Genomic DNA, 22,334 nt, shown 5'->3' on the forward strand with positions numbered 1-22,334 from the left:
GCGATAACTGAACGGGCTGACAAGCCTGCCAAAACGGATTTCGATCATGAACCAGCAAGAACTCGTCGCATCGCTCATCCCCAACCGTGCGCCGGAACCGGCAACACGGGTTGTCATCGGCGTTAACTGGACCCTGGTGGACAGTGCCACGGGCACCGGCCTTGTCCACACCCCTGTCAAATCGCAACAAGGATGCGTCCCGATCCCGGAAGCCGGGACACTGACAGGGCGCCCCCTGCGGGAGTTGATGGATCTCACCACCGACCCAAACCCCATCGCGCGTGCCGTCGGGTTCGCCGCCCTGAACGCCTATTGGAACCGTCGCGACATGACTGGCGTATCGGCCAACGGCCTGGACCTTGTCGAAGATCGCGGCCACAAGACGGTCATCATCGGCCGCTTTCCTAGACTGGATCAACGGGTACCGGGCGCTGCGGTGATCGAACGCAATCCCGGTCCGAACGATTTCCCTGAAGAAGCGGCAAAGACGTTGATTCCGGGCGCGGAGTTCCTGGTCATCACCGCATCGACTTTGTCCAATGGGGCGCTCGCCGGTTTGCTGGCCCTGCGGCGAAACGCCTTTACAATACTCGTCGGTCCCGGAACCCCTCTATCCCCAGCCTTGTTCGACAAAGGCATCGACGTCTTGGCAGGCTTGCGCGTTGATGATCCCGAACAAGCGGCGCGCGCCGTCATGGAAGGCGGCGCGGAAAAGGCGATTCGCCCGTCCGGTCAGATGATCAGTCTGACACGCAATCAACGCGCATAGTTCGATGCATGACGAAGCATTCATGGTGCTCAGCCGGCTAGATATGCGGCCTGATCCGGATGGGGGCGCGTGTTTAGAATGAAATATTTCTTCGGTTGGCGGGTTGTCGTTTCCGCCTCAACAGTGGCCATGTTCGGCTGGGGATTCGGACTCTACGGGCCGCCTATCTACCTGCAATCGGTCATTGAGCGAACGGGCTGGCCCGTCGCCCTGGTTTCGGCAGCAGTTACGGTGCATTTCCTCGTCGGCGCCATCACTGTCGCGAGCATGCCGGCACTGTATGGCCGTTTCGGCGCCACGCGGACGACCGCATTTGGCGTGGTCGCATTAGCCGCGGGCGTTCTGGGATGGTCGGTAAGCAGCCATCCTGCATTCCTGTTTCTGTCAGCCTGCGTAACCGGGTGCGGATGGGCGACGATGGGGGCCGTCGCCTTGAATGGCTTCGTGTCGCCCTGGTTCGTCCGACGGCGGCCATTCGCCCTATCGCTTGCTTATAACGGCGCGACCTTGGGCGGTGTGGTGATGACCCCGGCTTGGGTGCTGACGATCAATGCCCTCGATTTCGCTGGCGCGGCGCTCGTCATCGGCAGCATCATGATCGCCGTCGTTTTCACCCTCCTCGCCGTTGTTTTGTCGAAACGCCCGCACGATGTCGGCCAATGTCCGGATGGTGATCCGGCGGAAGTTGCCGCGCCGCGCCAAGACACGGACCGGCCTATGCCGAAGCTGCGCCGCAATCGCGCTTTCCTGACGCTTGCCGCCGGCATGTCGATCGGCCTTTTCGGGCAAGTCGGGCTTTTGGCCCATCTCTATTCCCTGTTGCGTCCGATCCTGGGAGAGATCAATTCCGGCTACCTATTGTCCGGCGCGACCGCTTCGGCGGTTCTTGGCCGCAGCCTGTTTGGCTGGCTGATGCCGCCGGGGGCGGATCGTCGGACCATGGCGGCGCTAAGCTACGGCGTACAAATCATAGGCTGTCTATGTCTGATCGCCGGCCTGAATGGCAGCGATTTACTGGCCATCGCGGGCGTGATGCTGTTCGGTTTCGGAATCGGAAACGCCACCTCCCTGCCGCCCTTGATCGTTCAGGTCGAATTTCCGGAAGTCCAAGTGCAGAAAGTCGTCTCGCTGGTTGTCTCCGCCTCCCAGGGCACGTTCGCCTTTGCTCCGGCGATATTCGGGCTGTTGCGTGAGACAGGAAACTCCCTGTCCTTCGCCGAAGGTCCCGTACTGGCTGCCGACACGGCCGCCATTTTCGCGGTGGCTATCTGCTGTTTCCTGTCAGGACGCGGAAAGCCGTCAGACGGTTAGAGCAATACAGTCGCCGCAAGGCCCAAGAAGGCAAAGAAGCCGACCACATCCGTGACCGTGGTCAAGACGACCGTCGATGCGACGGCCGGATCGATCTTCAACCGGTCGAGTGCCAGGGGAATCATCGTTCCCGCAAACCCCGCAATCAACAGATTGACGACCATGGCCACGGCAATGACGACCCCAATCATTGGATCGCCGAACCAAAGCCAGACGATGACGCCCATGATCAACGCGAATACGATGCCATTGACGCCGCCAACCAGGATTTCCTTCAACACGATCCGCATGGCATTCGCGGTCGTCAGTTCATTCACCGCCAAGGCGCGCACCGCGACCGTCAGTGTCTGGGTTCCCGCATTTCCACCCATGGAAGCCACAATCGGCATCAGCACCGCCAAAGCCACAATCTGCTCGATCGTCGCCTCAAAAGCCGAAATAACAAGGCTGGCAAGGATGGCTGTCACCAAATTTACCAATAGCCAGGAAAAACGCAGCCGTGTTGTTTCGGCCACGTCGGAATAGAAGTCATCCTCGTGCACCCCGCCGAGTTTCAGCATGTCGTCTTCATGCTCTTCATCCAGAACATCGACGATATCGTCGATGGTGATGGAGCCCAAAAGACGGCCGCTGTCGTCGACAACCGGTGCCTCAACCAACCCGTACTGACGGAAGAAGAAGGCGACGTCTTCCTGATCCATGGCGAGTGGGATTAACTTCGGGTCCGGTTCCATGATTTCGCTAAGCGCGACCGGACGGCGCGTGCTGAGAAGCTTGGAAAGCTGAAGTGTGCCGACCGGCTTCCGGCCCGGGTCGATCACGATCAGGTTGTAGAAATCGTCAGGCAGGTCGCTTTCGTCCGACCGCATGTAGTCAATGGTTTGCCCGACGCTCCAGAACTCCGGCACCGTGACCGCTTCGTGCCGCATCAAACGGCCGGCACTGTCTTCCGGGTAGGAAAGCCCCTGTTCGTAAATCAGCCGGTCGTCGGCCGGCAATGCATCGAGCAGTTCCTGCTGATCCGCCGCGTCCAGGTCTTCCAGAAGATCGATCGCGTCGTCGGTCTCCATATCGGTGACCAGACTGGCGAGGTGATCCGTATCCAGATAATCGACGATATCCTCGCGGACCGAATAGTCCATATAGGCGAGGATTTCCGGGTCCATGTCCTTGCCGAGGGAATCGACAATCGTCTCACGCTCACCGCTGGTGAGGCGTTCCATGAGGTCCGCAATATCGGCGGCATGGAGCGGTTCCAGAAGATCCCGGATCCGCCCCTGGTCATTCGCGGACAGGGCCTCATCGACCGCGTCCGCGACTTCTTCGGTCAGGCCGTAGAGGTCGTCGAACGCGTCGTCCGCTTCTGTACCGGGCGATTTCTCATCGACCGGCTTATCCTCCACCTCAGCCATAAATGACCGCCTTCCATCGCTTCAGCTCCGGTAACTATGCCAACCGCCGCGACGGTCAACCAGCTGCTTCGCGTTCCTGCGCATCCACCACAGCCAGCGCCGTCATATTGACGATCCCGCGGGCGGTGACGGAGTTGGTGATAACATGCGCAGGCAGTTCTGCGCCGATCAGCATCGGTCCGACCGTCAGGCCATTCGCCAACTTCTTCAAGAGATTGTAAGCGATATTGGCGGCGTCGATCGACGGCATGATCAGGATATTCGCTTCCCCTTCCAGCTTGCTGCCCGGCAGCAAATAGTCCCGCAATGCAGGATCAAGGGCCGTGTCCCCATGCATTTCACCATCGACCATCAAAGTCGGATGGTCGTTATGCAGGATGGCCACCGCATCGCGGACGCGTTTCGCACTCTCCTGGTCCGAGGAACCGAAGTTCGAATGGGACAACATCGCCACACGCGGTTCGACGCCGAAACGTTCGGCCTCCTCCGATGCCAGGACGGCCATCTCGGCCAATTCCTCTGATGTAGGTTCAGGCGTGACATGGGTGTCGGCCAGGAAATAGACGCCTTTTTCCAAGATCATCATCGTCAATGCCGACAAGTCTTTGATGCCCTTACGCGTGCCGATGATGTCTCTTACATTCTTCACATGTGCACGATGCCGCCCGGTGACGCCGCACAGCATGGCATCGGCTTCCCCGCGTTTCAGCATCAGCGCGCCGATCACGGTTGTATCCGTACGCACGATGGTGCCGGCATTCCCCATGGAAACACCCTTGCGGCCCATTATCTCATGATACATGGCGCGATAGTCATGGAACCGCGGATCATCCTCTGGATCGCATAGTTCGAAGTCACGATCCATTTTCAGGCGCAGCCCCAGTTTCTCGATCCGCCGCAACAGGACTTCTCGGCGTGCGACCAGGATCGGTCGCGCGATGCCGTCGTCGACAACGATTTGAACCGCCCGCAAAACACGGTCGTCTTCGGCTTCGCAATAGACGACACGTTTCGGGTTCTCGATGGCTTGGTCGAAGACCGGCTTCATGACCGTGCCCGACCGGAAGACAAACTCACTCAATTGCTGAATATAGACATCGAAATCTTCGATCGGACGGGTTGCTACGCCGCTGTCCATCGCCGCCTTGGCAATGGCCGGTGCGATTTCCAGCATCAGGCGCGGGTCAAAAGGTTTCGGAATGACGGAGTCGCGGCCGAAACCGCCGGCGCCTTCGCCATAAGCCTTCGCCACGACTTCCGAGACTTCCTTGCGCGCCAATGACGCGATCGCCTTTACGCAGGCAATCTTCATTTCCTCGTTGATCGTGGTCGCGCCGACATCCAGTGCGCCGCGGAAAATGAACGGGAAACAAAGCACGTTGTTGACCTGGTTTGGGAAATCCGAACGCCCCGTGCAAATGATCGCATCCGGGCGCGCTTCCTTGGCCAGGGCCGGGTCGATTTCAGGCGTCGGGTTTGCGAGCGCCAGGATAACCGGCGATTCACCCATTTTCTTAACCATTTCCGGTTTCAGGACGCCAGGACCGGACAGCCCCAGGAAAACATCCGCACCCTCGACCACTTGATCCAGCGTCCGAAGATCGGTCTTCTGCGCGAAGGCGCCCTTGTATTCGTCCATCTCTTCATTGCGGTCGACATGGACCACACCGCTGCGGTCGCAGACGAAGATATTTTCGCGCTGCGCGCCCATGGACAGCATCATGTTCAAACAGGCGAGCGCGGCAGCCCCGGCCCCGCTGCAAACGATCTTGATGTCCTTGAAGTTCTTTCCAACCAATTCCAACGCATTGTAAACCGCTGCGGCCGCGATGATCGCGGTACCGTGCTGGTCGTCATGGAAGACCGGAATATTCATCCGTTCGCGCAGACGGCGTTCGATCTCGAAACATTCCGGCGCCTTGATATCTTCCAGGTTAATGCCGCCAAAGGTCGGTTCCAGCGCCGCCACCACGTCGCAGAACTTTTCTATATCGTATTCGTCCACTTCGATGTCGAAGACGTCGACATTGGCGAACTTCTTGAACAGGACGGCCTTGCCCTCCATCACCGGCTTGGACGCCAGCGGGCCAATATTGCCAAGGCCCAGGACCGCGGTCCCGTTACTGATAACCCCAACCAGGTTGCCGCGCGCAGTGACGCTTGCCGCTTCCTGGGGATCATCCACAATGACCATGCATGCGGCGGCGACGCCCGGCGAATAGGCCAAACTAAGGTCTCGTTGGTTCGCCATCGGTTTTGTCGCAACGATGGCCAGTTTCCCAGCCGGCGCCATGCGATGGTAAATCAAGGCATGTTGATCAAGGTCTTCCATCGTTTTCCCCCTGTGCGACGCGTTGTCGCGATCACAGTTTGACTTTGTTCGTTACGACAATCCGCGCGATCTTGAAGCCAGGATCGCGCACTTGTTGTTCCAACCGATTGGCCAGCAATGGGATTTTGGCCGCAAATCAGAAAAAACAAAAGGGCGGTAGAAGAATATTAACCGTAGAAGAGGCGCCACTATAGAAAATCCTCATAGAATCCGCAGAGAATAAGGGTCCTCGTTGACGGTTGGTTAATTTTATCACTGACGTTTTAGACAACCTTTTAGTAACAATTCTTCCTTATAGTTGGATTTCGTTGCATTACTATGGTGCGACTGAGGTCATTGGGAGATTGACCTTGCGGAGCCGCCGGCGTTTCAGCCGGAAATGTACTCGGTTCCGCGGAACATTCACGGGCAGGACATTTAAGCAGAACCATGACAGAGAAATCGACGAAGAAGGGGCGCGCAGCGAACCTGGCGCGCGCCATGACACGGGTCAAAGGCGCATTCTTGATTATCGCCGTGGTCAGTGCAGGAATTAACCTGTCGATGCTGGCAGCGCCGATCTACATGACGCAGGTTTACGACCGGGTTCTATCCACGCGGAACATGGACACGCTGCTCCTGCTGACATTGATCATCGGCAGCGCCGTCCTGGTCATGGGCATCCTGGAAGCGCTTCGGAAATCGATGCTGTCGCGTGTTGGGTCCTGGCTCGATCGGGAAATCACAGGCGATGCACTGGCCAGCGGCGTAACCTCCGCGCTGCAGGGCAAAGGCGCTACGATTCAACCGCTGCGCGATCTGGCCTCTGTCCGTGGGTATTTGAGCGGCGGTGCCGTGACCCCCCTGTTCGATATTCCGTTCACGCCGGTCTTCATGGTCCTGGTCTTCTTCATCCATCCGATGCTCGGCGTTACCGCCATGATCGGCGGTGCGATCCTGCTTGTGATCGGCATCCTGAACGAAATCGGGACCCGCAAGGTCACCCAGGAAGCCAGTGCGCAGCAGATCAAGACCATGAGCCTCGCCGACGCCGCTGTCCGAAATTCGGATGTCGTTACGGCAATGGGCATGGGGGCCGTGGTCTCAGACCGCTTGCGCAACGATTTTAGCGAAGCGACGCAGTTGAACGAGCGCAGTTCGGACCTCGGCGGCATCTTCTCCGCCGCCGCGAAGTGCATTCGCATGGCATTGCAGATCGCGATGCTCGCCGTGGGCGCCATTCTCGTGCTGAAGCAGGAAATCTCACCCGGCGTCATGATCGCCTCTTCCATTCTGATGTCCCGCGCCCTTGCCCCGATTGAGCAGTCCGTCCAGGGATGGAAAGCGCTGATAAGCGCGCGCGACGCCTATTCCCGGCTGAAGGAATCGCTCGCCAAGGCCGCGCCAGAAATGGCAGGCATGGCGTTGCCCCGCCCGGTCGGCCGACTGGATGTGGAAGGCGTTACCTTCCAGCCTGAAGGCGCGCACGCACCGATCCTGCACGACGTGAACTTTTCCCTGGAGCCCGGCGAGGCCGTAGCCCTGATCGGTCCAACAGGGTCCGGCAAATCGACATTGGCGCGTTTGCTTGTCGGCAGTACTCATGCGAACGAGGGCAGTGTTCGCCTGGACGCCGCCGATGTCGCCGATTGGGACCCGAATGATCGCGGACGCCATTTCGGCTATCTACCGCAAGACATCGAACTGTTCCCCGGTACGGTGAAGGAAAACATCGCCCGAATGCAGGACGCCACCGATGAAGAGATTATCGAAGCCGCCAAATTAGCCGATGTTCATGAGATGGTCCTGCGCTTGCCGAACGGCTATGACACGAAAGTCGGTCCCGGCGGCCTGGCGCTTTCCGGCGGCCAGCGACAGCGCATCGCCCTTGCCCGAGCCGTTTTCCGGAACCCGCGTTTCCTGGTTCTCGACGAACCGAACTCAAACCTTGATCAGAACGGTGATCAGGCCCTCAGCAATGCAATTGCGAAGCTTAAGGATGCAGGGTCCACGGTTGTCCTGATCGCGCACCGGATGAATATACTGTCCCAGATGGACAAGATTCTGGTCCTGAAAGACGGGACGGTTCAGAAATTTGGACCGCGCGCCGACGTGCTGGCCGCCTTGCGCACGCCCGCTGCCAGCCAAGACAACAAGAAACGGGTCATCTCGCAAAGCGGTCGCCCGCAAATCGCCGTGCCGGCCGCCAATGGCGCCGAAGCCCCCAATGACGGACCGAACCGTGTAGTTCGCCGCCCCAACCTACTTGCCAAGCGCCGCGCTAAGCTGGCCGCTGCGGAGTGAATGAAATGAGCAGACAAAGTGTATTGGACCGTCGGATCGAAGGCCCAGGGCAAACGCCCAAACCTTCCCCGGTTGCCGCTCGTCCGCGTAATTCCATGCGGCTCGGCCCCTATATTCTCATGAGCATGCTTGTGGCCGGGGCATTTTTCGGCGGGCTGGTTGCCTGGTCGATCTTGGCCCCCCTGCAAAGTGCGACCATCGCGGCCGGCTCAATCACCGTGGACGGCAACCGCAAGAGCGTGCAGCACCTGGAAGGCGGTATCGTCAAGCGGATCGCGGTCCGCGACGGCAGCCTGGTCAAGGCCGGCGACACGCTGATTGTGCTGGACGATGTCCGGACCCGTGCGGAACGGGACGCGGTGCGCGGTCAATTGGCGGCATTCGTTGCCGAAACCGCCCGGCTGCGGGCCGAGCGCGACCGGGCAGACGCTTTGACAATCCCGGTCGAGCTTTCCAACCTGATCGAAAACAAATCCGAATTGGCTTTTCTGATGGATAGCCAGCGCCGCATCTTCGAAACGCGGATGAACCTGCTGACGACCCAGGAGCAGATTACTGCGGAAAAGACCAACCAGCTGGAAGCGGAGATCAGTGGGCTGCGCGGCGAAATTAGCGCGCAGGACGACCAGTTGAAGCTGATCCATGAGGAAGCCGCAGACGTCCAGGCCCTTCTGGAAAAAGGCTATGCGCGGAAACCGCGGTTGCTCGCCCTGCAGCGTGAGATTGCGAATATCGAAGGCCGCCGCGCCCAAAACCTATCCAAGGTCGCCAGCCTGAAAAAGGCGATCAGCGAAGCGGAATACGGCTTGGTCGATACCCGCACGCGGATGCTGAACGACGTCGTCAGCCGCATTCAGGAAACCGAGAATGAAATCGCCAATCTGCGCGAACGCCTGCGCGAGGCGGAAGATATGTTGGCGCGCGGCGTGGTCCGTGCCCCGGTCGGCGGCGTTGTCGTTAATTTGTCGGTCTTCACCGATGGTGGCGTCATCGCCGCCGGCGATACCTTGATGGATATAGTCCCGGCTGATGAAAAGCTTGTTGTCGACGCCCGCGTTCAGGTCACCGATGTGGAAAACGTCAAACCCGGCATGAAAGCGGAGATCCGCCTTTCCGGTTTCCGCCAGGACGAAGTGCCGATCCTGTTCGGAACGGTGCAGACGGTTTCCGCCGACAGCCAGACGGACGAACGCACCGGCGAGTCCTTCTACACGGCCCGCGTCGCTTTCGGCGAACTGACGGGAATGCCGGCGGACAAACAATTGCAGCCCGGCATGCCCGCGGAAGCGCTGATCCTGACCGGCGAACGCACCGTGCTTTCCTATTTGATGGAACCGCTGACCCGCAGCTTCTCCCGCGCCCTGCGTGAAGGCTGAACACCGGCACCCGCTTGCTTCGAATCCTTGGTCCGGCTCGGTTGAGCCCGGCCAGAATCTAGTCCGGCCAGAGTCTAATCGGGCCAAACGGGGGCATGCGTCCCGATCGGGACAGCGGGCAGGTCCCATCGCGGTGGCGTCTGGGACAACTGACCCGCATGGGTCACATGGGTTAATGCCCCGAACCCGGAATCCGACACGGTGAGAAAAGGCCGGATCTGATCTTCAGACGGTTCCGGACAGGAGAACCCGTCTTCCAACCGGCCCAGTTCCCGCAACCATTGGCCGGTCCGCGCCAGGGAGATTTTCACATGCCAACTACCACCTTCCCGGGCCCGTCGCATCAGCGCCGCCATGGCCCCGAAAGCGACGAAATAGCCTGACGCATGGTCGAGTGCCTGACAGGGCAGCGCCTTCGGTTGGGTTGACCCGACTGCCGTGGCTTCCGCCGCATTGATACCTGTCGCCGTTTGCACCAGGGAATCGAAACCGCGCTTGCCGCCCCACGGTCCGTCCTCCCCATAGGCGGAAAGGGAAACATAGACGATACCGGGTTTCCGTTCCGCCACCTGCGCCGACGCGAACCCGCGGTCGGCGAGACCGCCCGGCCGGTACCCCTGAATGAAAACATCCGCATCGCCCAGCAACCGATCGAGGCCCGCCTTCCCCGCACTGGTATCCAGATCGAGATTGGCGGCCAACTTGCCGCGCCCCGTTTCCATCACCAGAACCGGCACGACCGGCAGGTTGGGCGAGCCGATCCGCATCACCGTCGCGCCATGGGCGGCCAGCGCACGCCCGCCCGTGGGCCCGGCGATGATCCGCGTCAGGTCCAAGACGCGCAATCCCGACAACGGCCTGTCCCCTGAACCGGCCGGCGGTACAGGCGTCGGGCCGGCCTCGCCAATCTTTTCAATGGAGATCACCGACTGGCCCGCCAAAACAGCGGCATGGGGATGGGCCGCCCATTCCTCAGGGCTTCGCATCATGGCAACGACCATGTTCTTGGCGGTCGCCTCAGTCTCGAAACCCTCCGCCGTCCAGGCCTTCAAGGCAGCGGCCACCGCCTCCCGGTCATTGGGACAGTTCAGAATTTTCAGGACGCCATCCCGGTGATGTTCGAAATTGGTGTGGATCCGCACCCAGCGACCATCGCCGCACTGGTAAACACCGGCAATCGGGTCCCAAAGTTCCGGCGCGTCGCCGCCATCGATACGAAGCAGCCGCTCGCTTCGGAATTCCAACGCGGCATGCAGCATGTCGACGGAAACCGTCTGTTCGCGTCCCGATCTAAGCCGGTCGATCTCGCTCGCCGCCAAGCCGGTCAACGCGATCGAGGCCTGCGCCGCGGCGCCGACCCGAAAACTCGACGGCAGAACCGGCTCCCCACCCGTCAGCCGAACCCGCTCCAACGCCCTGGAAGACAGCCCCGCTGCCCTCCATAGGTCATGCATGACATCCAATGTTTCCATAGCTGGGATTTGGCACAGGCATGCCCCGCCGATCAAGCGGGGCATGCTTCGGAAACTGTGTTTTTTAGACGCTGTCACTGCCTGTCGGCGGAACGGGGCTACCATCCCCCAGTGTATTAGAACCGGTAGCTGGCAGTCGCCCTTACGCGTGCTTCCGTCGGGTCCGCCGTCGTGAGACTGTCGGATCGGTCGAGCGCATGCAGCGCATCCAAATCCAAATTCACACTGAGGCGACCCGTGTCATTGAGATAGCCGACACCGATACCCGACTGTGCGTTCTCGCCCGACAACCCAAAAGAAAAACGCGGGGTTACGGCCCCTAGAAGCGCCTCGCTTTCGAAACCCTTCACCAAAAGGCCCCGGATGTTCCATTGTTCGAAATCGTCCCGCCCGATCACGGTTGTCATCTCCAACATTGCGGTCAGGTCGAGATTCTGGGCCTTCCAGGTCGCGCCACCGCCAACTTCCGCCGCAACAGGATCGTCATTGGTCAGGTCCTGAAATTCGAACGTTCCTTCAGCCGTAACATACGGTTTAATGACGTTGTCCTCGTCCAAGCGAATGAAGTAACCGGCTTCGGCACCGCTACGTACCATGCTTGTATTCGATGTCATCGAATCCGTGAAGTTGCCCAGCGTGTCCGTGAAGGAATCGACACGACGGTGTGACCGCACATATCCAAGCGACCCTGCCACAACGAGGTCACCGCTACGATAGGTGCCTTTGGCGGCGATATTCGCGTAGTATGTCGATGCGTCTGGGGTGGACTCGGCAATGGTCGTGCTTCTGTTCTGGGATTGCTCAATCCGGCTTAGCGTGTAGCCGACACTTGCATTCACGGATAGCCAGTCGAGCGGGGTGTATAGAATGTAGGGAGCGACCGTATAGCCGTCTTCGTCATAACGACCGTCATTGAAGTCTGTATCAAGTTTGACGGAGGAATAGGAGAAACTGACGCCGGCAAGCAGTTTCGGTTTGAGCCAATGGTCGATCCCACCGGTCACGTTCAAGATATCGCCGTCAAATCGCTGATCGTCTCCGGGTAGGTTTCGGTCGTTCTTGACGTTCGAATAACCACCATAGAGCCACATATTCGTGTTCGTATCGGCACGTTCCAGCCGCTCCGGCGGACCGGGTTCGGGACGGTCGGTTTGACTGTCTGTCTGGTTCAACCGTTTTCCGGCCCCCAAGAAACCGGTAATCGTATCGCCGCGCGCCGTATCGAAACTGAGTTTCGGCAGTAGGAAACGCGCTGCATCCCGCGAACTGTCGGCTTCGAAACCGTCGCGTTTGGTTTCCGCTTCCCAATTGTCCTCCGATAGCCCGCCGACAAGGTTCACCAACGACGCTGCGTTTACCGGGCCCGACACATTGAAATTGGACGTTAGCTCGGATGACGGTTCAATCGCGCCCCCCGTCTGCGGCCCTTCGGGAACCCCGTCGCCCCCCCCCGTCGGCGCACCCGGATCAATACTACCGGCAACACCGCCACCGGTCAGAAGGTCGACATGGCGCTGTATATTCTGAGTTGAGAACTTCGTTTGAGTCTTCGCCACTGTTGCCACAAGCACAGGCGCAGCAGAGGAAGGTTTCGCATCGGGCTCAACCGCATCGATTTCGGTCAAACTGGCGAAAGCGGCCGTCAAAGTCGCGCTGTCCGTCCCGTTGGCCGATACGGTGAACCGGACCTGATTAAGTGCCCCCGTGTCCGGGTTCCGATTGCCAAGGGTCACTGTTCCGTCGAACGGAAACCCGCCACCACCCGTAAATGCGCGGCAATCGGTCACGGAAGCGCTCGTCCCCGGTATGTCGCAGGTTTCCAGCGCGGTCGTTGATGCCGACGTACCATTGCCGACCATGCCAATCAGTTCGTCCGCATCGGTGGAGAAGGTGATGACGTTCGCGTTCGAAGACGTCGCTGCGGTGGTCTGGCCAGATCCCAACACAGAGACGGTGCAGGACGACGTCGCCGGGTCGAAAACCAAGGCAATGTTGTTTGTGGCATCCGTCGTCGCTGGCAGACCTACACAGTTGATTTGTTGCGCCTTTGCGGGATTGGGGCCACCACAAAGCGCAAGAACAAAGACAAACAGAACCACACCGGCGTACGCCACATGCGCCGCACGACGACCAAAAACCCCCATTTCACCCCCTAAGCCCACGTAAAACTATTCTAAAGTACTACAATTGGGTGTCCGCGTACTCGGCCACCCCTGTCGAAGGATGATCGTATATACCGCAGACGGGGTAAAAAAAATGTTAAATATCAATACGTTCCATGATACCACATAAGTCAATAAGGTAATATTCGCACTCTCTTCGGAAGCCCGGAAAAGTGCGGGTCAGGTGAAATTTCTAATTATTTGGTGTATAATATTTGCATTTGCTTCAGACGACGGAAGCCGTCGCCCGGTCAGGTGAACCGGACGAGATTCAAACGGATTTAACTGAATGCTTGAAGATTGGTGCGGTCGAGACGACCAGATGATTTGTTGTTTTTCAATCCGTTACGGAGGATTTGTTCACAACCAGACCACAAATTTCTGCACAAATTTTCAGCACTTACACACTCTTTGTAATAGTACGTCTCGCAAGAGGATTGAGCAGCAGAGATTGGCCGCCCCCTAAGCACTGTGCTTGTTGCAATTAATCGCTGCTAAACTTGTCGAAATTTCGTATTTTTGCACGAACGAGAATTTTTTCTCTTGTGGGAAAAATGGGCGGGATGGTTCACTTTCACGAGCGCGGAATGAACTGCGATCAAGCAAATCGGCGGGCATGGTGAAAAGGGACGCTCAAGGTTGTCTGGTGAGTTGTCATGTTTCACGGGCGCATGAACAAAGCTTTATGGTCCAGCCATCTTCCATGGAGCCTTCTGCGACATCGTTTGCATGGCTATTCCAGTAGCACGATTGAATGACTGAGTTACGCACATACACGACCCTGCTTACCTTTGAACGAACGAGCTGTGTGTCTGAGATTTTGCCGGACCACGTACAAGGTGCATGCGGGTATGTGGCTGTGGCTGCGGCTGATGAAGACGAAGTCATCGAGATCCTTCAGCGCGGTTTGGAATACGTAGGGCTCAGATTTCTCGAGACCGATCAGATTTCTGAGTACTTCGACGACGATAGCGTTCAGGAACTAGACGAGCATTTGTTTGAGAATCTTAAGGTCTGGGAACCTGGTAAGCGTTGGGTTTGGGGTACCATCTTCTGCTACCTCGCCGACGGCGAAGCGTGACGGCGATAAACTTCAGTTTTCCTCAAATTGGTCGCTAGCTTCGGGAACGAAGCTAAGAAAGTCGAGGATTTAAGAGACATGACGTCAGGGCATATGCTGCAAGGTACTAGAAAGGGACATTGGGCGAGTATGGAGAACTAAGAAGTCCGACCTTTGAGCCGTTCTTCTGCTTACAAAGTGTTAACATACGACTCGAGGAAATGGCCGTAATGCGCAAATTTCGGAAATTTCGGAAATTTCTCTCAGGAAAACCCTGAAAATTCAATCAGCTATCAAATACAACTAAAAGTTGGTGCGGTCGAGAAGACTCGAACTTCCACTCCGGTTAAGGAACAGCGACCTCAACGCTGCGCGTCTACCAATTCCGCCACGACCGCACGGGGCTTCTTGTGTGAGACCCGGCATGTAGCAAAAGCCCCACCACCAATCAAGCCTAGCTTTCACAGCCGAGACAGGAATCTTTCCACGCGGATCAAGGATTTGTGCGGCCCGGACGACCCGGTTGCACCGGCGGGCGTTTGGCGGTTTAAAAACAGGACAGGAACCTGACGGGCCAAAACCATGACGACGTCTGCTGCCGAAACAGAAACTGCGGTCGCCAAAACCGGGAACACGAAACCGGAATGGCGTCAATCCGCCGATTTGGTGCCGTACTTGGAAGCCGTTGCAGACATGGAAGCACGGGCGGCAGCGATCCGCGACGATGGCGCGCCTGAGCTGATCTGGCTGTTGGAGCATCCGCCGCTTTATACCGCGGGCACCAGCGCCAAGGAGGGCGACCTCATAACCCCTTCCCGATTCCCTGTCCATCAGACCGGCCGTGGCGGCCAATATACCTATCACGGGCCCGGACAGCGGATCGGTTATGTCATGCTGGATTTGAAACGGCGCGGGCCTGATGTGCGAAAATTTGTCTGTAACCTGGAAGAATGGGTGATCCGGGCGCTTGCCAGCTTCAACGTAACCGGCGAGCGCCGTGAAGGCCGGGTCGGTATTTGGGTCGACCGCGGGGCGGGCAAAGAAGACAAAATCGCCGCCATCGGCGTGCGGGTCCGCAGATGGGTGACCTTCCATGGCATATCGATCAACGTTGAGCCGGACCTCAGCCATTTCGGCGGCATCGTGCCCTGTGGCATTGGCGATCCTCAATTCGGGGTCACTTCTTTGGTGGATCTCGGGCTGCCGGTGACGATGGAGGACCTGGACGTCGCCTTGATGCACAGCTTCGAAGACGTGTTTGGCGACGCTTAGGTTCAAATTTGTTTTTGGGTATTATTGGGTAGATATTCCACGATTTTTGAGAACCAATAGAGATCGAGAGCGATGCTTACGATTTGGGGGCGTGCCAATTCCTTCAATGTTCAGAAGGTGATGTGGCTGATTGGAGAGTTGGAGCTGCCGCATCTGCATGTTGAGGCCGGCGGCAAACATGGCGGGTTGGATGAACCCGAATTCCTCGCCATGAACCCACATGGAAAGATCCCCCTCATCAAGGATGGCGAGGTGGCTGTGTGGGAATCTCACGCAATCCTTCGATATCTGGCCGCATCCTATGAGCGCCCCTTATTCTGGCCGGCGGCACCGGCGGACCGTGCACGAATCGACGCTTGGATGGACTGGGCGCATACGGCTCTTCAGCCGGATTTCCTGAACGGGGTCTTTTGGGGGTATTTCCGCACACCGGCGCCGAAGCGCGATATGCCGAAGGTGGAAGCGGCCTTGGCCCAGTGCACCCAACACTTCTCACTGCTGGACGGAATGTACGATGACGGAAGGCATTTTCTGCTGGGTGATCACATGTCGCTCGCCGATATCGCGATCGGCACCCACCTCTACCGGTACTTCGAAATGGAAATCGACCGCCCCGAGTTGCCGCACCTGGCAGAATATTATCAGCGGCTTCAAAACCGCCCGGCCTATCGCCACGGAGTTATGATCCCCTTCGATGATCTGTACGGCCGCTTGGACTTTTAATTCCAAGCGGCTACAGGCGTGACAGAAACGATAGGCCCGGGACGGGGACTTGTTTGGTCGTAGCCAGCCGGTCAGCCGGCGGTGCCAAATCCCACGACCGCAACGGCGATAACGGCCAGCGCTAAGGACGCTGCCAAAACATATCGGACGACGCCCGATTTTTCACCCTGACGGGCTTCTTCTGAATTAATTTTCTGCACCATAGCGACAAATCCTTTCTGTTGCTGTGACACAGCCAGCACGTAAGTGCTTAAGACGATTTGTCCAGGGTGGGACGCGCGAAACACCCCATCAACTAACTGAAATAAAACAAATTTTTCTGCCTCAAAGAATAGTGAAACCCTTGTCACGAGGCAGATCCGACGGTGTTTCAGAGATGGCGTCGACATGGGCCAGCGGCGGGCCGGATCGGCACCGTCCGATCATATCGCGCACCGCGGATTCAGGCCCGGAAAACAAAGCCTCGACCGATCCATCGGGCAAATTTCGGACCCAGCCGTCAAGGCCTAGGCCAGCCGCTTCCTTTTCGGTCCAGGCGCGGTACCACACACCCTGCACCCGGCCGGTGATGATGCAATGGACGGCAACGTCGCTCATAGGCCCGCTCCTTCCCGCTCCAGGGTTTTCTCCATAAAGACGCTCAACGGATCGGGATCGTAGTCGCCGAAAGGTGCGATCTCGACGTAACCGGCCCTCCGATAAAGCCCAAGCGCTTCGGGCTGGCGTATACCCGTTTCAAGGCGAAGGATGGTTAGTCCCTTCGCCGCCACTTTTTGCTCAATGGCCTGGAGAAGTTTGTTGCCAAGTTTGAGTCCGCGGGCCGTGTCGGCGACGAACACGCGCTTCATTTCGGCGTAACCGCCCTTTTCAACGAAAGCCCCAGTCCCGACGACCGTTTCGTCGAGTCGCGCCACCAGAAAAGTGACATGCGGCTGAAGCAATTCATCCAGGTCCGAGCCATGATTGCTTTCGGCCGGATAGAGTGACGCCGCATAGGCGTCACCCGCCTTCAGCAAGGCAATGACGGCCGGTTGATTTGGGCTTTCTTCTGCGATGGAAACGGCGCCGGCCATGCCGCCAAGCCTATTCGAATTCGATGATTTTCTGGTCGACCGCCAGGCTGTCGCCGGCGGCGGCATGCAGAACCGTGACGACGCCGTCGCTGACGGCGCGCATGACGTTTTCCATCTTCATCGCCTCGACGACGGCCAGTTCCTCGCCTGCCTTCACGGTCTGCCCTTCCTCCACGGAAACACGGACCAGAAGGCCCGGCATCGGTGACAGCAGGAATTTGGACATATCGGGCGGCGGCTTATAGGGCATCAACCGCTGCAACGCGGCCAAGCGCGCCTCCACCACACGGACAAGTGCCCGGGTCCCGGCATGGGACAAGACATAACCGGAATCCGTCAGATCGATCTGGACGATGGCGACACGGCCACCGACCGTCGCCTCGAACAATGGCATTCCCGCCGTCCAGTTCGACTTGATTTCAAGGGTCTCACCACCATCGAAGGTCACGATGTCGGCGTCTTTTCCGATTTCCACCGTCAGCGACAATTCGGTCGGGTCTTCCTCACCGATGAAAACGCTGTAGTTCATGATGCCGCCACGGGTCGCCTTGTCGCGGTTCACCGAGCAGAATTCGATGATGGCGCCCGCCGCCGCCAGCAGTTTCGGGTCTGTGGGCAGCATGTGCTCCGGTGTCAGACCGTCTGGATACTCCTCCGCAATGAAGTTGGTGGTCATTTGTCCCTCGCGGAAACGGGGATGCGCGACCAGATGCGACAGGAAAGCCAGGTTATGGTTCAAGCCGCGGACGTAATAGTCGTCCAGCGCCTCACGCATCGTGTCGATGGCGGCGTTGCGGTCTTCCCCATAGGTGATCAGCTTGGCGATCATGGGATCGTAGAACATTGAGATCTCGCCCCCTTCCCGTACGCCGGTATCGACGCGAACGCGACCGTCGCGCTCCTTCGGGGGGCTATAGCGGACAAGACGGCCTGTGGAGGGCAGGAAGCCACGCTCCGGGTCTTCTGCGTAGAACCGGGCTTCCAGGGCCCAGCCCGTCAGTTTTACGTCCTTCTGGGTCAGCGGCAGCTTTTCACCATAGGCAACGCGAAGCATCAGTTCCACCAGGTCCAGACCGGTCACCAGTTCCGTCACCGGATGCTCAACCTGCAGACGGGTGTTCATTTCCAGGAAATAGAAGTTGCGGTCCTTGTCGACGATGAATTCGACGGTTCCGGCCGAGCAGTAATCGACTTCCTTCGCAAGGGCGACGGCTTGTTCGCCCATTGCCTTGCGCGTCGCTTCATCCAGGAAGGGCGAAGGCGCTTCTTCCAGAACTTTCTGGTGCCGACGCTGAATGGAACACTCGCGTTCGCCCAAATAAATGACGTTGCCGTGCTTGTCGCCCAGGACCTGAATTTCGATATGGCGCGGTTCCTGGATGAACTTTTCGACAAAGACGCGGTCGTCCCCGAAGGAGGACCTGCCTTCGTTCATCGCGGAAACGAGGCCTTCGCGGGCTTCGTCATCGTTCCAGGCAAGCCGCATACCTTTACCGCCGCCCCCGGCAGAGGCCTTCAGCATCACCGGATAGCCGATACCGTTGGCGATTTTCACCGCTTCTTCCGGGTCGGTGATGGCTTCCAGATGCCCTGGCACCGTGCTGACGCCGGCTTCCTGGGCAAGCTTCTTGGACTCGATCTTGTCGCCCATCGCCTTGATGGCGCCGACCGGCGGGCCGATGAAGGCGATACCCGCGGCGTCCAATGCCGTCGCAAAGGCAGCATTCTCGGACAGGAAGCCGTATCCCGGATGAACCGCTTCCGCACCTGTCTGCTTGCACGCTTCTATGATCTTGTCGATGACCAGATAGCTCTCAGAACTCGCGGCGGGACCGACGGCCACCGCTTCGTCCGCCATTTCCACGTGCAACGCGTCCGCATCCGCTTCGGAATAGACCGCCACGGTCTTGATGCCCATGGCTCTAGCGGACTTGATGACACGGCAAGCGATCTCACCCCGGTTGGCGATCAAGATCTTGGAAAACATCGGCTCTCCCCGTCGGTTTTATGGCACTTCGGTAAGCCATAAGCGCGGTCTTATCAAGCACCAGACGGCCATATTAGGGCCTGGCAGGTTTCAGGTTCCGCGCGCCTGATGATCGTTTCTGGCCGCGGACGAAAGTGACGCTTCAGGACACCTCTTTCACGGCAACGACATTCAAACTGACAGGCACGTCGCCGACGGTCAGGTTACTGGTGTCATCGAATAGATCAAAACTGTCTACGCGCCGGACTTCATCGAACCCGGCATTACCGAGAAAACCGGCCAACAACTCCGCCGTGAACCCTGTTTTGTGATAGTCCCATTCATCGGTCTGCCCACCGAACAGCATGCGCATCAACTGGTACTGAACCTGAACCGTCGCGGCATCGTGGATCATGAGGCGGCATATGCGGTCGAGGTCCGGCACCGACAGCATCAGTGTTCCGCCCGGCACCAGGATGCGGTGACAGCCCTTCAAGGCCGGCAAAACTTCATCGGAATAGGCGAGATGTTCCAACACATGGCTGGCATAGATCTGCGTGACGCTCGCATCCTCGAAAAGCGAGAGGTCCCGCAGGTCGCCGACGATATCCACACCGGGACCGGGTTGCGCGTTGAGGACGGTCCACCCCTGCTTCGCCTCCCTACCGCCGATATGCAGGTGGAACGGCATGTCAGCCATACCCGTCGCCTATCTGCCGGAAGAACAGATCACAGCGGAATATTGCCGTGTTTCTTCCATGGGTTTTCCAGCTTCTTGTTCCGCAGCAGGCGCAGGCTGCCGGAAATCCGCTTGCGTGTATTGTGCGGCATGATCACGTCGTCCAGGAAACCAAGCGAGCCGGCGACGAACGGGTTCGCGAATTTCTCGCGGTATTCCTGTTCTTTTTCGGCAAGTTTGTCGGGATCGTCCTTGTCCGCCCGGAAGATGATCTCCACCGCGCCTTTCGGGCCCATGACCGCGATTTCAGCGGTCGGCCAAGCATAGTTCACGTCACCGCGCAGATGTTTGGATGCCATGACGTCATAGGCGCCGCCATAGGCCTTGCGGGTGATGACCGTAACCTTGGGTACCGTCGCTTCCGCATAGGCATAGAGAAGCTTCGCGCCATGCTTGATAATGCCGCCATATTCCTGCGCCGTTCCGGGCAGGAAGCCCGGGACGTCGACGAACGTAACGATCGGGATGTTGAAAGCATCGCAGAAACGCACGAACCGGCCTGCCTTGATCGCCGAGGCGATATCCAGGCACCCGGCCAGGACCATCGGCTGGTTTGCGACAATGCCGACCGGATGGCCTTCGAACCGCCCGAAACCGGTAATGATATTACCGGCATAGTTCGGTTGGGTTTCAAAGAACTCGCCCTCGTCCACGACCTTCTGAATCAGTTCCTTCATGTCGTAGGGCTTGTTCGGGTTCGGCGGCACAAGGTTATCGAGCGATGGCTCGGCCCGATCCCAAGGATCGTCCGTCGCCTGAACCGGCGGCTGTTCGCGGTTGCTGGACGGCAGGAAGCCCAGGAAACGGCGCAGTTGGCGCATCGCTTCCATATCGTTTTCAAACGCCTTGTCGGCAACGCCCGATTTGGTCGTATGCGTGATGGCGCCGCCCAGTTCCTCGGCCGTCACCACCTCGTTCGTGACTGTCTTCACCACTTCGGGACCGGTCACGAACATGTAGGACGAGTCCTGCACCATGAAGATGAAATCCGTCATAGACGGCGAATAGACCGCGCCGCCCGCGCAAGGCCCCATGATCGTGGAAATTTGCGGGATAACACCGCTTGCCATGACATTGCGTTGAAACACATCCGCATAGCCGGCCAGCGAGGCGACCCCTTCCTGGATCCGCGCGCCCCCGGAATCGTTCAGGCCGATCACCGGTGCCCCGACCTTCATGGCCTGGTCCATGATCTTGCAGATCTTCCGCGCATGGGCGGCGGAGAGGGAACCGCCGAAAACCGTAAAGTCCTGAGAGAAAATGAAAACCGGCCGGCCCTTGACCAAGCCATGCCCCGTAACGACCCCGTCGCCGGGAATCTTCTGATCCTGCATCCCGAAGTCGCTGCAGTCATGTTCGACGAACATATCGTATTCTTCGAACGATCCTTCATCGACAAGGGCTTCGATCCGCTCACGGGCGGAAAGCTTGCCCTTGGCATGTTGCGAGGCGATCCGCTTTTCACCGCCGCCCACGCGGGCATGGGCCCGTTTCTCTTCGAGTTGCCGGATGATATTTTGCATTCAAGCGTTCCCCTCAACGCCCCGGGATGGGACCAATCTCGATCAGTATTTTCTGATTGAATACCGCAGGATTCCGGGCTTTACCAGACCCGACAGACCTTCACGCCGTGCCTAGCAGGGAAATCAACCGCTGGGCCGAACGGACTTCCTCCTTCAGGCGGGCGCGACGGGCTTCGGCTTCCTCATCCCGCCCCCAAAGGTCAGCCTGGTGATCTTCATCGATAAGGGAAAGCTCAAACGCTTCATCGGGCGTCTTGTGCGCGTCGAATACACTGAAACCGAGGATCAACGAGCCCATCGCGGTCGTCATCGTATGCAGGGCGGTCAATTGGAAACTGTCCAGCCGCCCCACCTCGCGCGCCACGAGCATCAGGGTCGTATTCGGTTGCGCGACCGGCATGATGCCATTGGTAACCGTGAAAGATCCGCCAAAACGGTTCTCTGCCCATTGCAGCATCGGCGTCCAGGCCGCTTCCTGCTTCTCGACCAAATCCGGCTGTCGGTCGGCGCGGTAGCACAGCAGGTCAGACGCCGCGAAAGACGCGATTTCCGCCGCCACGGCCTCACGCTGCGGTTCAACCCGATCGACCGCCGTGGAGACATAGGTCATCAACGGCATGGCGGCGGGCTGGATCTTTTCCCCCTGCGCCTCCCACTCATCGGCGACGGCCTCCGCCAACGCTTTTCCGGGAAGGATCAGATCGGCCTTTGCAGGGGATTTGATCGGTCTGCCGTCGAGGACAACCTGATAAAGGCCATCCATCCCAGCAACCGGTTCGGCCGCTGCTTTCTTGTAGAAACGTTTCATCGCGAAGGTTCAAACACCAAAGTTGAAGTGGTCGGCGGCAAATCACCCCAGAA

The 22,334-nt window shown here is 58.6% G+C and carries 18 protein-coding genes and 1 tRNA gene; 7 read left to right on the forward strand and 12 right to left on the reverse strand.

The genetic code is table 11. The annotated features are described in order from the left end of the window. Nucleotides 1-46 precede the first annotated feature (46 nt). Together EOI86_RS17530 and EOI86_RS17535 are read left to right on the forward strand one after the other, a co-directional pair. On the forward strand, nt 47-769 hold the full coding sequence (locus tag EOI86_RS17530) for a Rossmann-like domain-containing protein (protein WP_127766693.1): 723 nt from the start codon (nt 47-49) through the stop codon (nt 767-769). A 78-nt stretch (nt 770-847) separates the two neighbouring features. Continuing rightward, nucleotides 848-2,080 carry an MFS transporter gene (locus tag EOI86_RS17535; RefSeq protein WP_127767578.1) on the forward strand — a complete coding sequence of 411 codons (1,233 nt, stop codon included), beginning with the start codon at nt 848-850 and terminating at the stop codon, nt 2,078-2,080. Here the strand turns inward: EOI86_RS17535 and mgtE are convergent. Next, complete coding sequence (mgtE, locus tag EOI86_RS17540) at nt 2,077-3,492, reverse strand: magnesium transporter (protein WP_127766695.1); 1,416 nt, start codon at nt 3,490-3,492, stop codon at nt 2,077-2,079. The two genes, EOI86_RS17535 and mgtE, sit on opposite strands and share 4 nt — an antisense overlap. Nucleotides 3,493-3,547: 55 nt before the next feature. Further along, entirely contained in the window at nt 3,548-5,824 is a 2,277-nt protein-coding gene (locus EOI86_RS17545) for an NADP-dependent malic enzyme (RefSeq protein ID WP_127766697.1), read from the reverse strand. Nucleotides 5,825-6,253: 429 nt separating this feature from the next. Between EOI86_RS17545 and EOI86_RS17550 the strand changes: the two genes are divergently transcribed. After that, complete coding sequence (locus EOI86_RS17550; RefSeq protein WP_127766699.1) at nt 6,254-8,107, forward strand: type I secretion system permease/ATPase; 1,854 nt, start codon at nt 6,254-6,256, stop codon at nt 8,105-8,107. A 5-nt stretch (nt 8,108-8,112) separates the two neighbouring features. Then, nucleotides 8,113-9,483 carry an HlyD family type I secretion periplasmic adaptor subunit gene (locus EOI86_RS17555; protein ID WP_127766701.1) on the forward strand — a complete coding sequence of 457 codons (1,371 nt, stop codon included), beginning with the start codon at nt 8,113-8,115 and terminating at the stop codon, nt 9,481-9,483. A gap of 74 nt (nt 9,484-9,557) precedes the next feature. On the opposite strand, the gene EOI86_RS17560 is transcribed toward EOI86_RS17555, so the two are convergent. Next, nucleotides 9,558-10,937, reverse strand: coding sequence for a CoA transferase (locus EOI86_RS17560; protein ID WP_240035719.1), 1,380 nt, complete (start codon nt 10,935-10,937; stop codon nt 9,558-9,560). 134 nt (nt 10,938-11,071) lie between these two features. After that, a complete protein-coding gene (locus EOI86_RS17565) occupies nt 11,072-13,099 on the reverse strand; it encodes an autotransporter outer membrane beta-barrel domain-containing protein (protein WP_127766705.1) in 2,028 nt (675 codons plus the stop codon). Between the two features lie 772 nt (nt 13,100-13,871). On the opposite strand from EOI86_RS17565, the gene EOI86_RS17570 reads away from it, so the two are divergent. Then, entirely contained in the window at nt 13,872-14,198 is a 327-nt protein-coding gene (locus EOI86_RS17570; protein ID WP_150132805.1) for a hypothetical protein, read from the forward strand. A gap of 290 nt (nt 14,199-14,488) precedes the next feature. Here EOI86_RS17570 and EOI86_RS17575 read toward each other — a convergent pair. Further along, nucleotides 14,489-14,575, reverse strand: a tRNA-Leu gene (locus EOI86_RS17575). 184 nt (nt 14,576-14,759) lie between these two features. Between EOI86_RS17575 and lipB the strand changes: the two genes are divergently transcribed. Then, nucleotides 14,760-15,449, forward strand: a complete 690-nt coding sequence (gene lipB / locus EOI86_RS17580; RefSeq protein WP_127766709.1) for a lipoyl(octanoyl) transferase LipB — start codon at nt 14,760-14,762, stop codon at nt 15,447-15,449. 72 nt (nt 15,450-15,521) lie between these two features. Continuing rightward, nucleotides 15,522-16,172: a glutathione S-transferase family protein gene (locus EOI86_RS17585; protein ID WP_127766711.1), complete on the forward strand. Its 651-nt coding sequence runs from the start codon at nt 15,522-15,524 to the stop codon at nt 16,170-16,172. Nucleotides 16,173-16,243: 71 nt separating this feature from the next. Here the strand turns inward: EOI86_RS17585 and EOI86_RS24635 are convergent, their stop codons facing one another. From EOI86_RS24635 to EOI86_RS17620, 7 genes are all read right to left on the reverse strand, one after another. Continuing rightward, nucleotides 16,244-16,522 (reverse strand): hypothetical protein, encoded by a 279-nt coding sequence (locus EOI86_RS24635; RefSeq protein WP_127766713.1) that lies wholly within the window; start codon nt 16,520-16,522, stop codon nt 16,244-16,246. After that, entirely contained in the window at nt 16,497-16,769 is a 273-nt protein-coding gene (locus EOI86_RS17595; RefSeq protein WP_127766715.1) for an acylphosphatase, read from the reverse strand. The genes EOI86_RS24635 and EOI86_RS17595 overlap by 26 nt, the downstream gene beginning before the upstream one ends. Beyond that, on the reverse strand, nt 16,766-17,245 hold the full coding sequence (locus EOI86_RS17600) for a GNAT family N-acetyltransferase (protein WP_127766717.1): 480 nt from the start codon (nt 17,243-17,245) through the stop codon (nt 16,766-16,768). The genes EOI86_RS17595 and EOI86_RS17600 overlap by 4 nt, the downstream gene beginning before the upstream one ends. A 10-nt stretch (nt 17,246-17,255) precedes the next feature. After that, nucleotides 17,256-19,232, reverse strand: a complete 1,977-nt coding sequence (locus tag EOI86_RS17605; RefSeq protein WP_127766719.1) for an acetyl-CoA carboxylase biotin carboxylase subunit — start codon at nt 19,230-19,232, stop codon at nt 17,256-17,258. 142 nt (nt 19,233-19,374) lie between these two features. Next, the gene (locus EOI86_RS17610; protein ID WP_127766721.1) at nt 19,375-19,911 is read right to left on the reverse strand and encodes a class I SAM-dependent methyltransferase; all 537 of its coding nucleotides are present in this window, start codon (nt 19,909-19,911) and stop codon (nt 19,375-19,377) included. A gap of 29 nt (nt 19,912-19,940) precedes the next feature. Continuing rightward, nucleotides 19,941-21,473: an acyl-CoA carboxylase subunit beta gene (locus EOI86_RS17615; protein ID WP_127766723.1), complete on the reverse strand. Its 1,533-nt coding sequence runs from the start codon at nt 21,471-21,473 to the stop codon at nt 19,941-19,943. Between the two features lie 100 nt (nt 21,474-21,573). Then, nucleotides 21,574-22,281, reverse strand: a complete 708-nt coding sequence (locus EOI86_RS17620; RefSeq protein WP_127766725.1) for an ATP12 family chaperone protein — start codon at nt 22,279-22,281, stop codon at nt 21,574-21,576. Nucleotides 22,282-22,334 lie beyond the last annotated feature (53 nt).

This window comes from Hwanghaeella grinnelliae (assembly GCF_004005845.1).
Classification (GTDB): domain Bacteria; phylum Pseudomonadota; class Alphaproteobacteria; order UBA8366; family Aestuariispiraceae; genus Hwanghaeella; species Hwanghaeella grinnelliae.

Coding starts and splice junctions, on each gene's coding strand:
- EOI86_RS17570 (WP_150132805.1), top strand. CDS start 13,872: ATGACTGAGTTACGCACATACACGACCCTGCTTACCTTTGAACGAACG.
- mgtE (WP_127766695.1), bottom strand. CDS start 3,492: ATGGCTGAGGTGGAGGATAAGCCGGTCGATGAGAAATCGCCCGGTACA.
- EOI86_RS17545 (WP_127766697.1), bottom strand. CDS start 5,824: ATGGAAGACCTTGATCAACATGCCTTGATTTACCATCGCATGGCGCCG.
- EOI86_RS17550 (WP_127766699.1), top strand. CDS start 6,254: ATGACAGAGAAATCGACGAAGAAGGGGCGCGCAGCGAACCTGGCGCGC.
- EOI86_RS17620 (WP_127766725.1), bottom strand. CDS start 22,281: ATGAAACGTTTCTACAAGAAAGCAGCGGCCGAACCGGTTGCTGGGATG.
- EOI86_RS17565 (WP_127766705.1), bottom strand. CDS start 13,099: ATGGGGGTTTTTGGTCGTCGTGCGGCGCATGTGGCGTACGCCGGTGTG.
- EOI86_RS17610 (WP_127766721.1), bottom strand. CDS start 19,911: ATGGCTGACATGCCGTTCCACCTGCATATCGGCGGTAGGGAGGCGAAG.
- EOI86_RS17530 (WP_127766693.1), top strand. CDS start 47: ATGAACCAGCAAGAACTCGTCGCATCGCTCATCCCCAACCGTGCGCCG.
- lipB (WP_127766709.1), top strand. CDS start 14,760: ATGACGACGTCTGCTGCCGAAACAGAAACTGCGGTCGCCAAAACCGGG.
- EOI86_RS17555 (WP_127766701.1), top strand. CDS start 8,113: ATGAGCAGACAAAGTGTATTGGACCGTCGGATCGAAGGCCCAGGGCAA.
- EOI86_RS17585 (WP_127766711.1), top strand. CDS start 15,522: ATGCTTACGATTTGGGGGCGTGCCAATTCCTTCAATGTTCAGAAGGTG.
- EOI86_RS17535 (WP_127767578.1), top strand. CDS start 848: ATGAAATATTTCTTCGGTTGGCGGGTTGTCGTTTCCGCCTCAACAGTG.
- EOI86_RS17615 (WP_127766723.1), bottom strand. CDS start 21,473: ATGCAAAATATCATCCGGCAACTCGAAGAGAAACGGGCCCATGCCCGC.
- EOI86_RS17595 (WP_127766715.1), bottom strand. CDS start 16,769: ATGAGCGACGTTGCCGTCCATTGCATCATCACCGGCCGGGTGCAGGGT.
- EOI86_RS17560 (WP_240035719.1), bottom strand. CDS start 10,937: ATGCATGACCTATGGAGGGCAGCGGGGCTGTCTTCCAGGGCGTTGGAG.
- EOI86_RS17600 (WP_127766717.1), bottom strand. CDS start 17,245: ATGGCCGGCGCCGTTTCCATCGCAGAAGAAAGCCCAAATCAACCGGCC.
- EOI86_RS17605 (WP_127766719.1), bottom strand. CDS start 19,232: ATGTTTTCCAAGATCTTGATCGCCAACCGGGGTGAGATCGCTTGCCGT.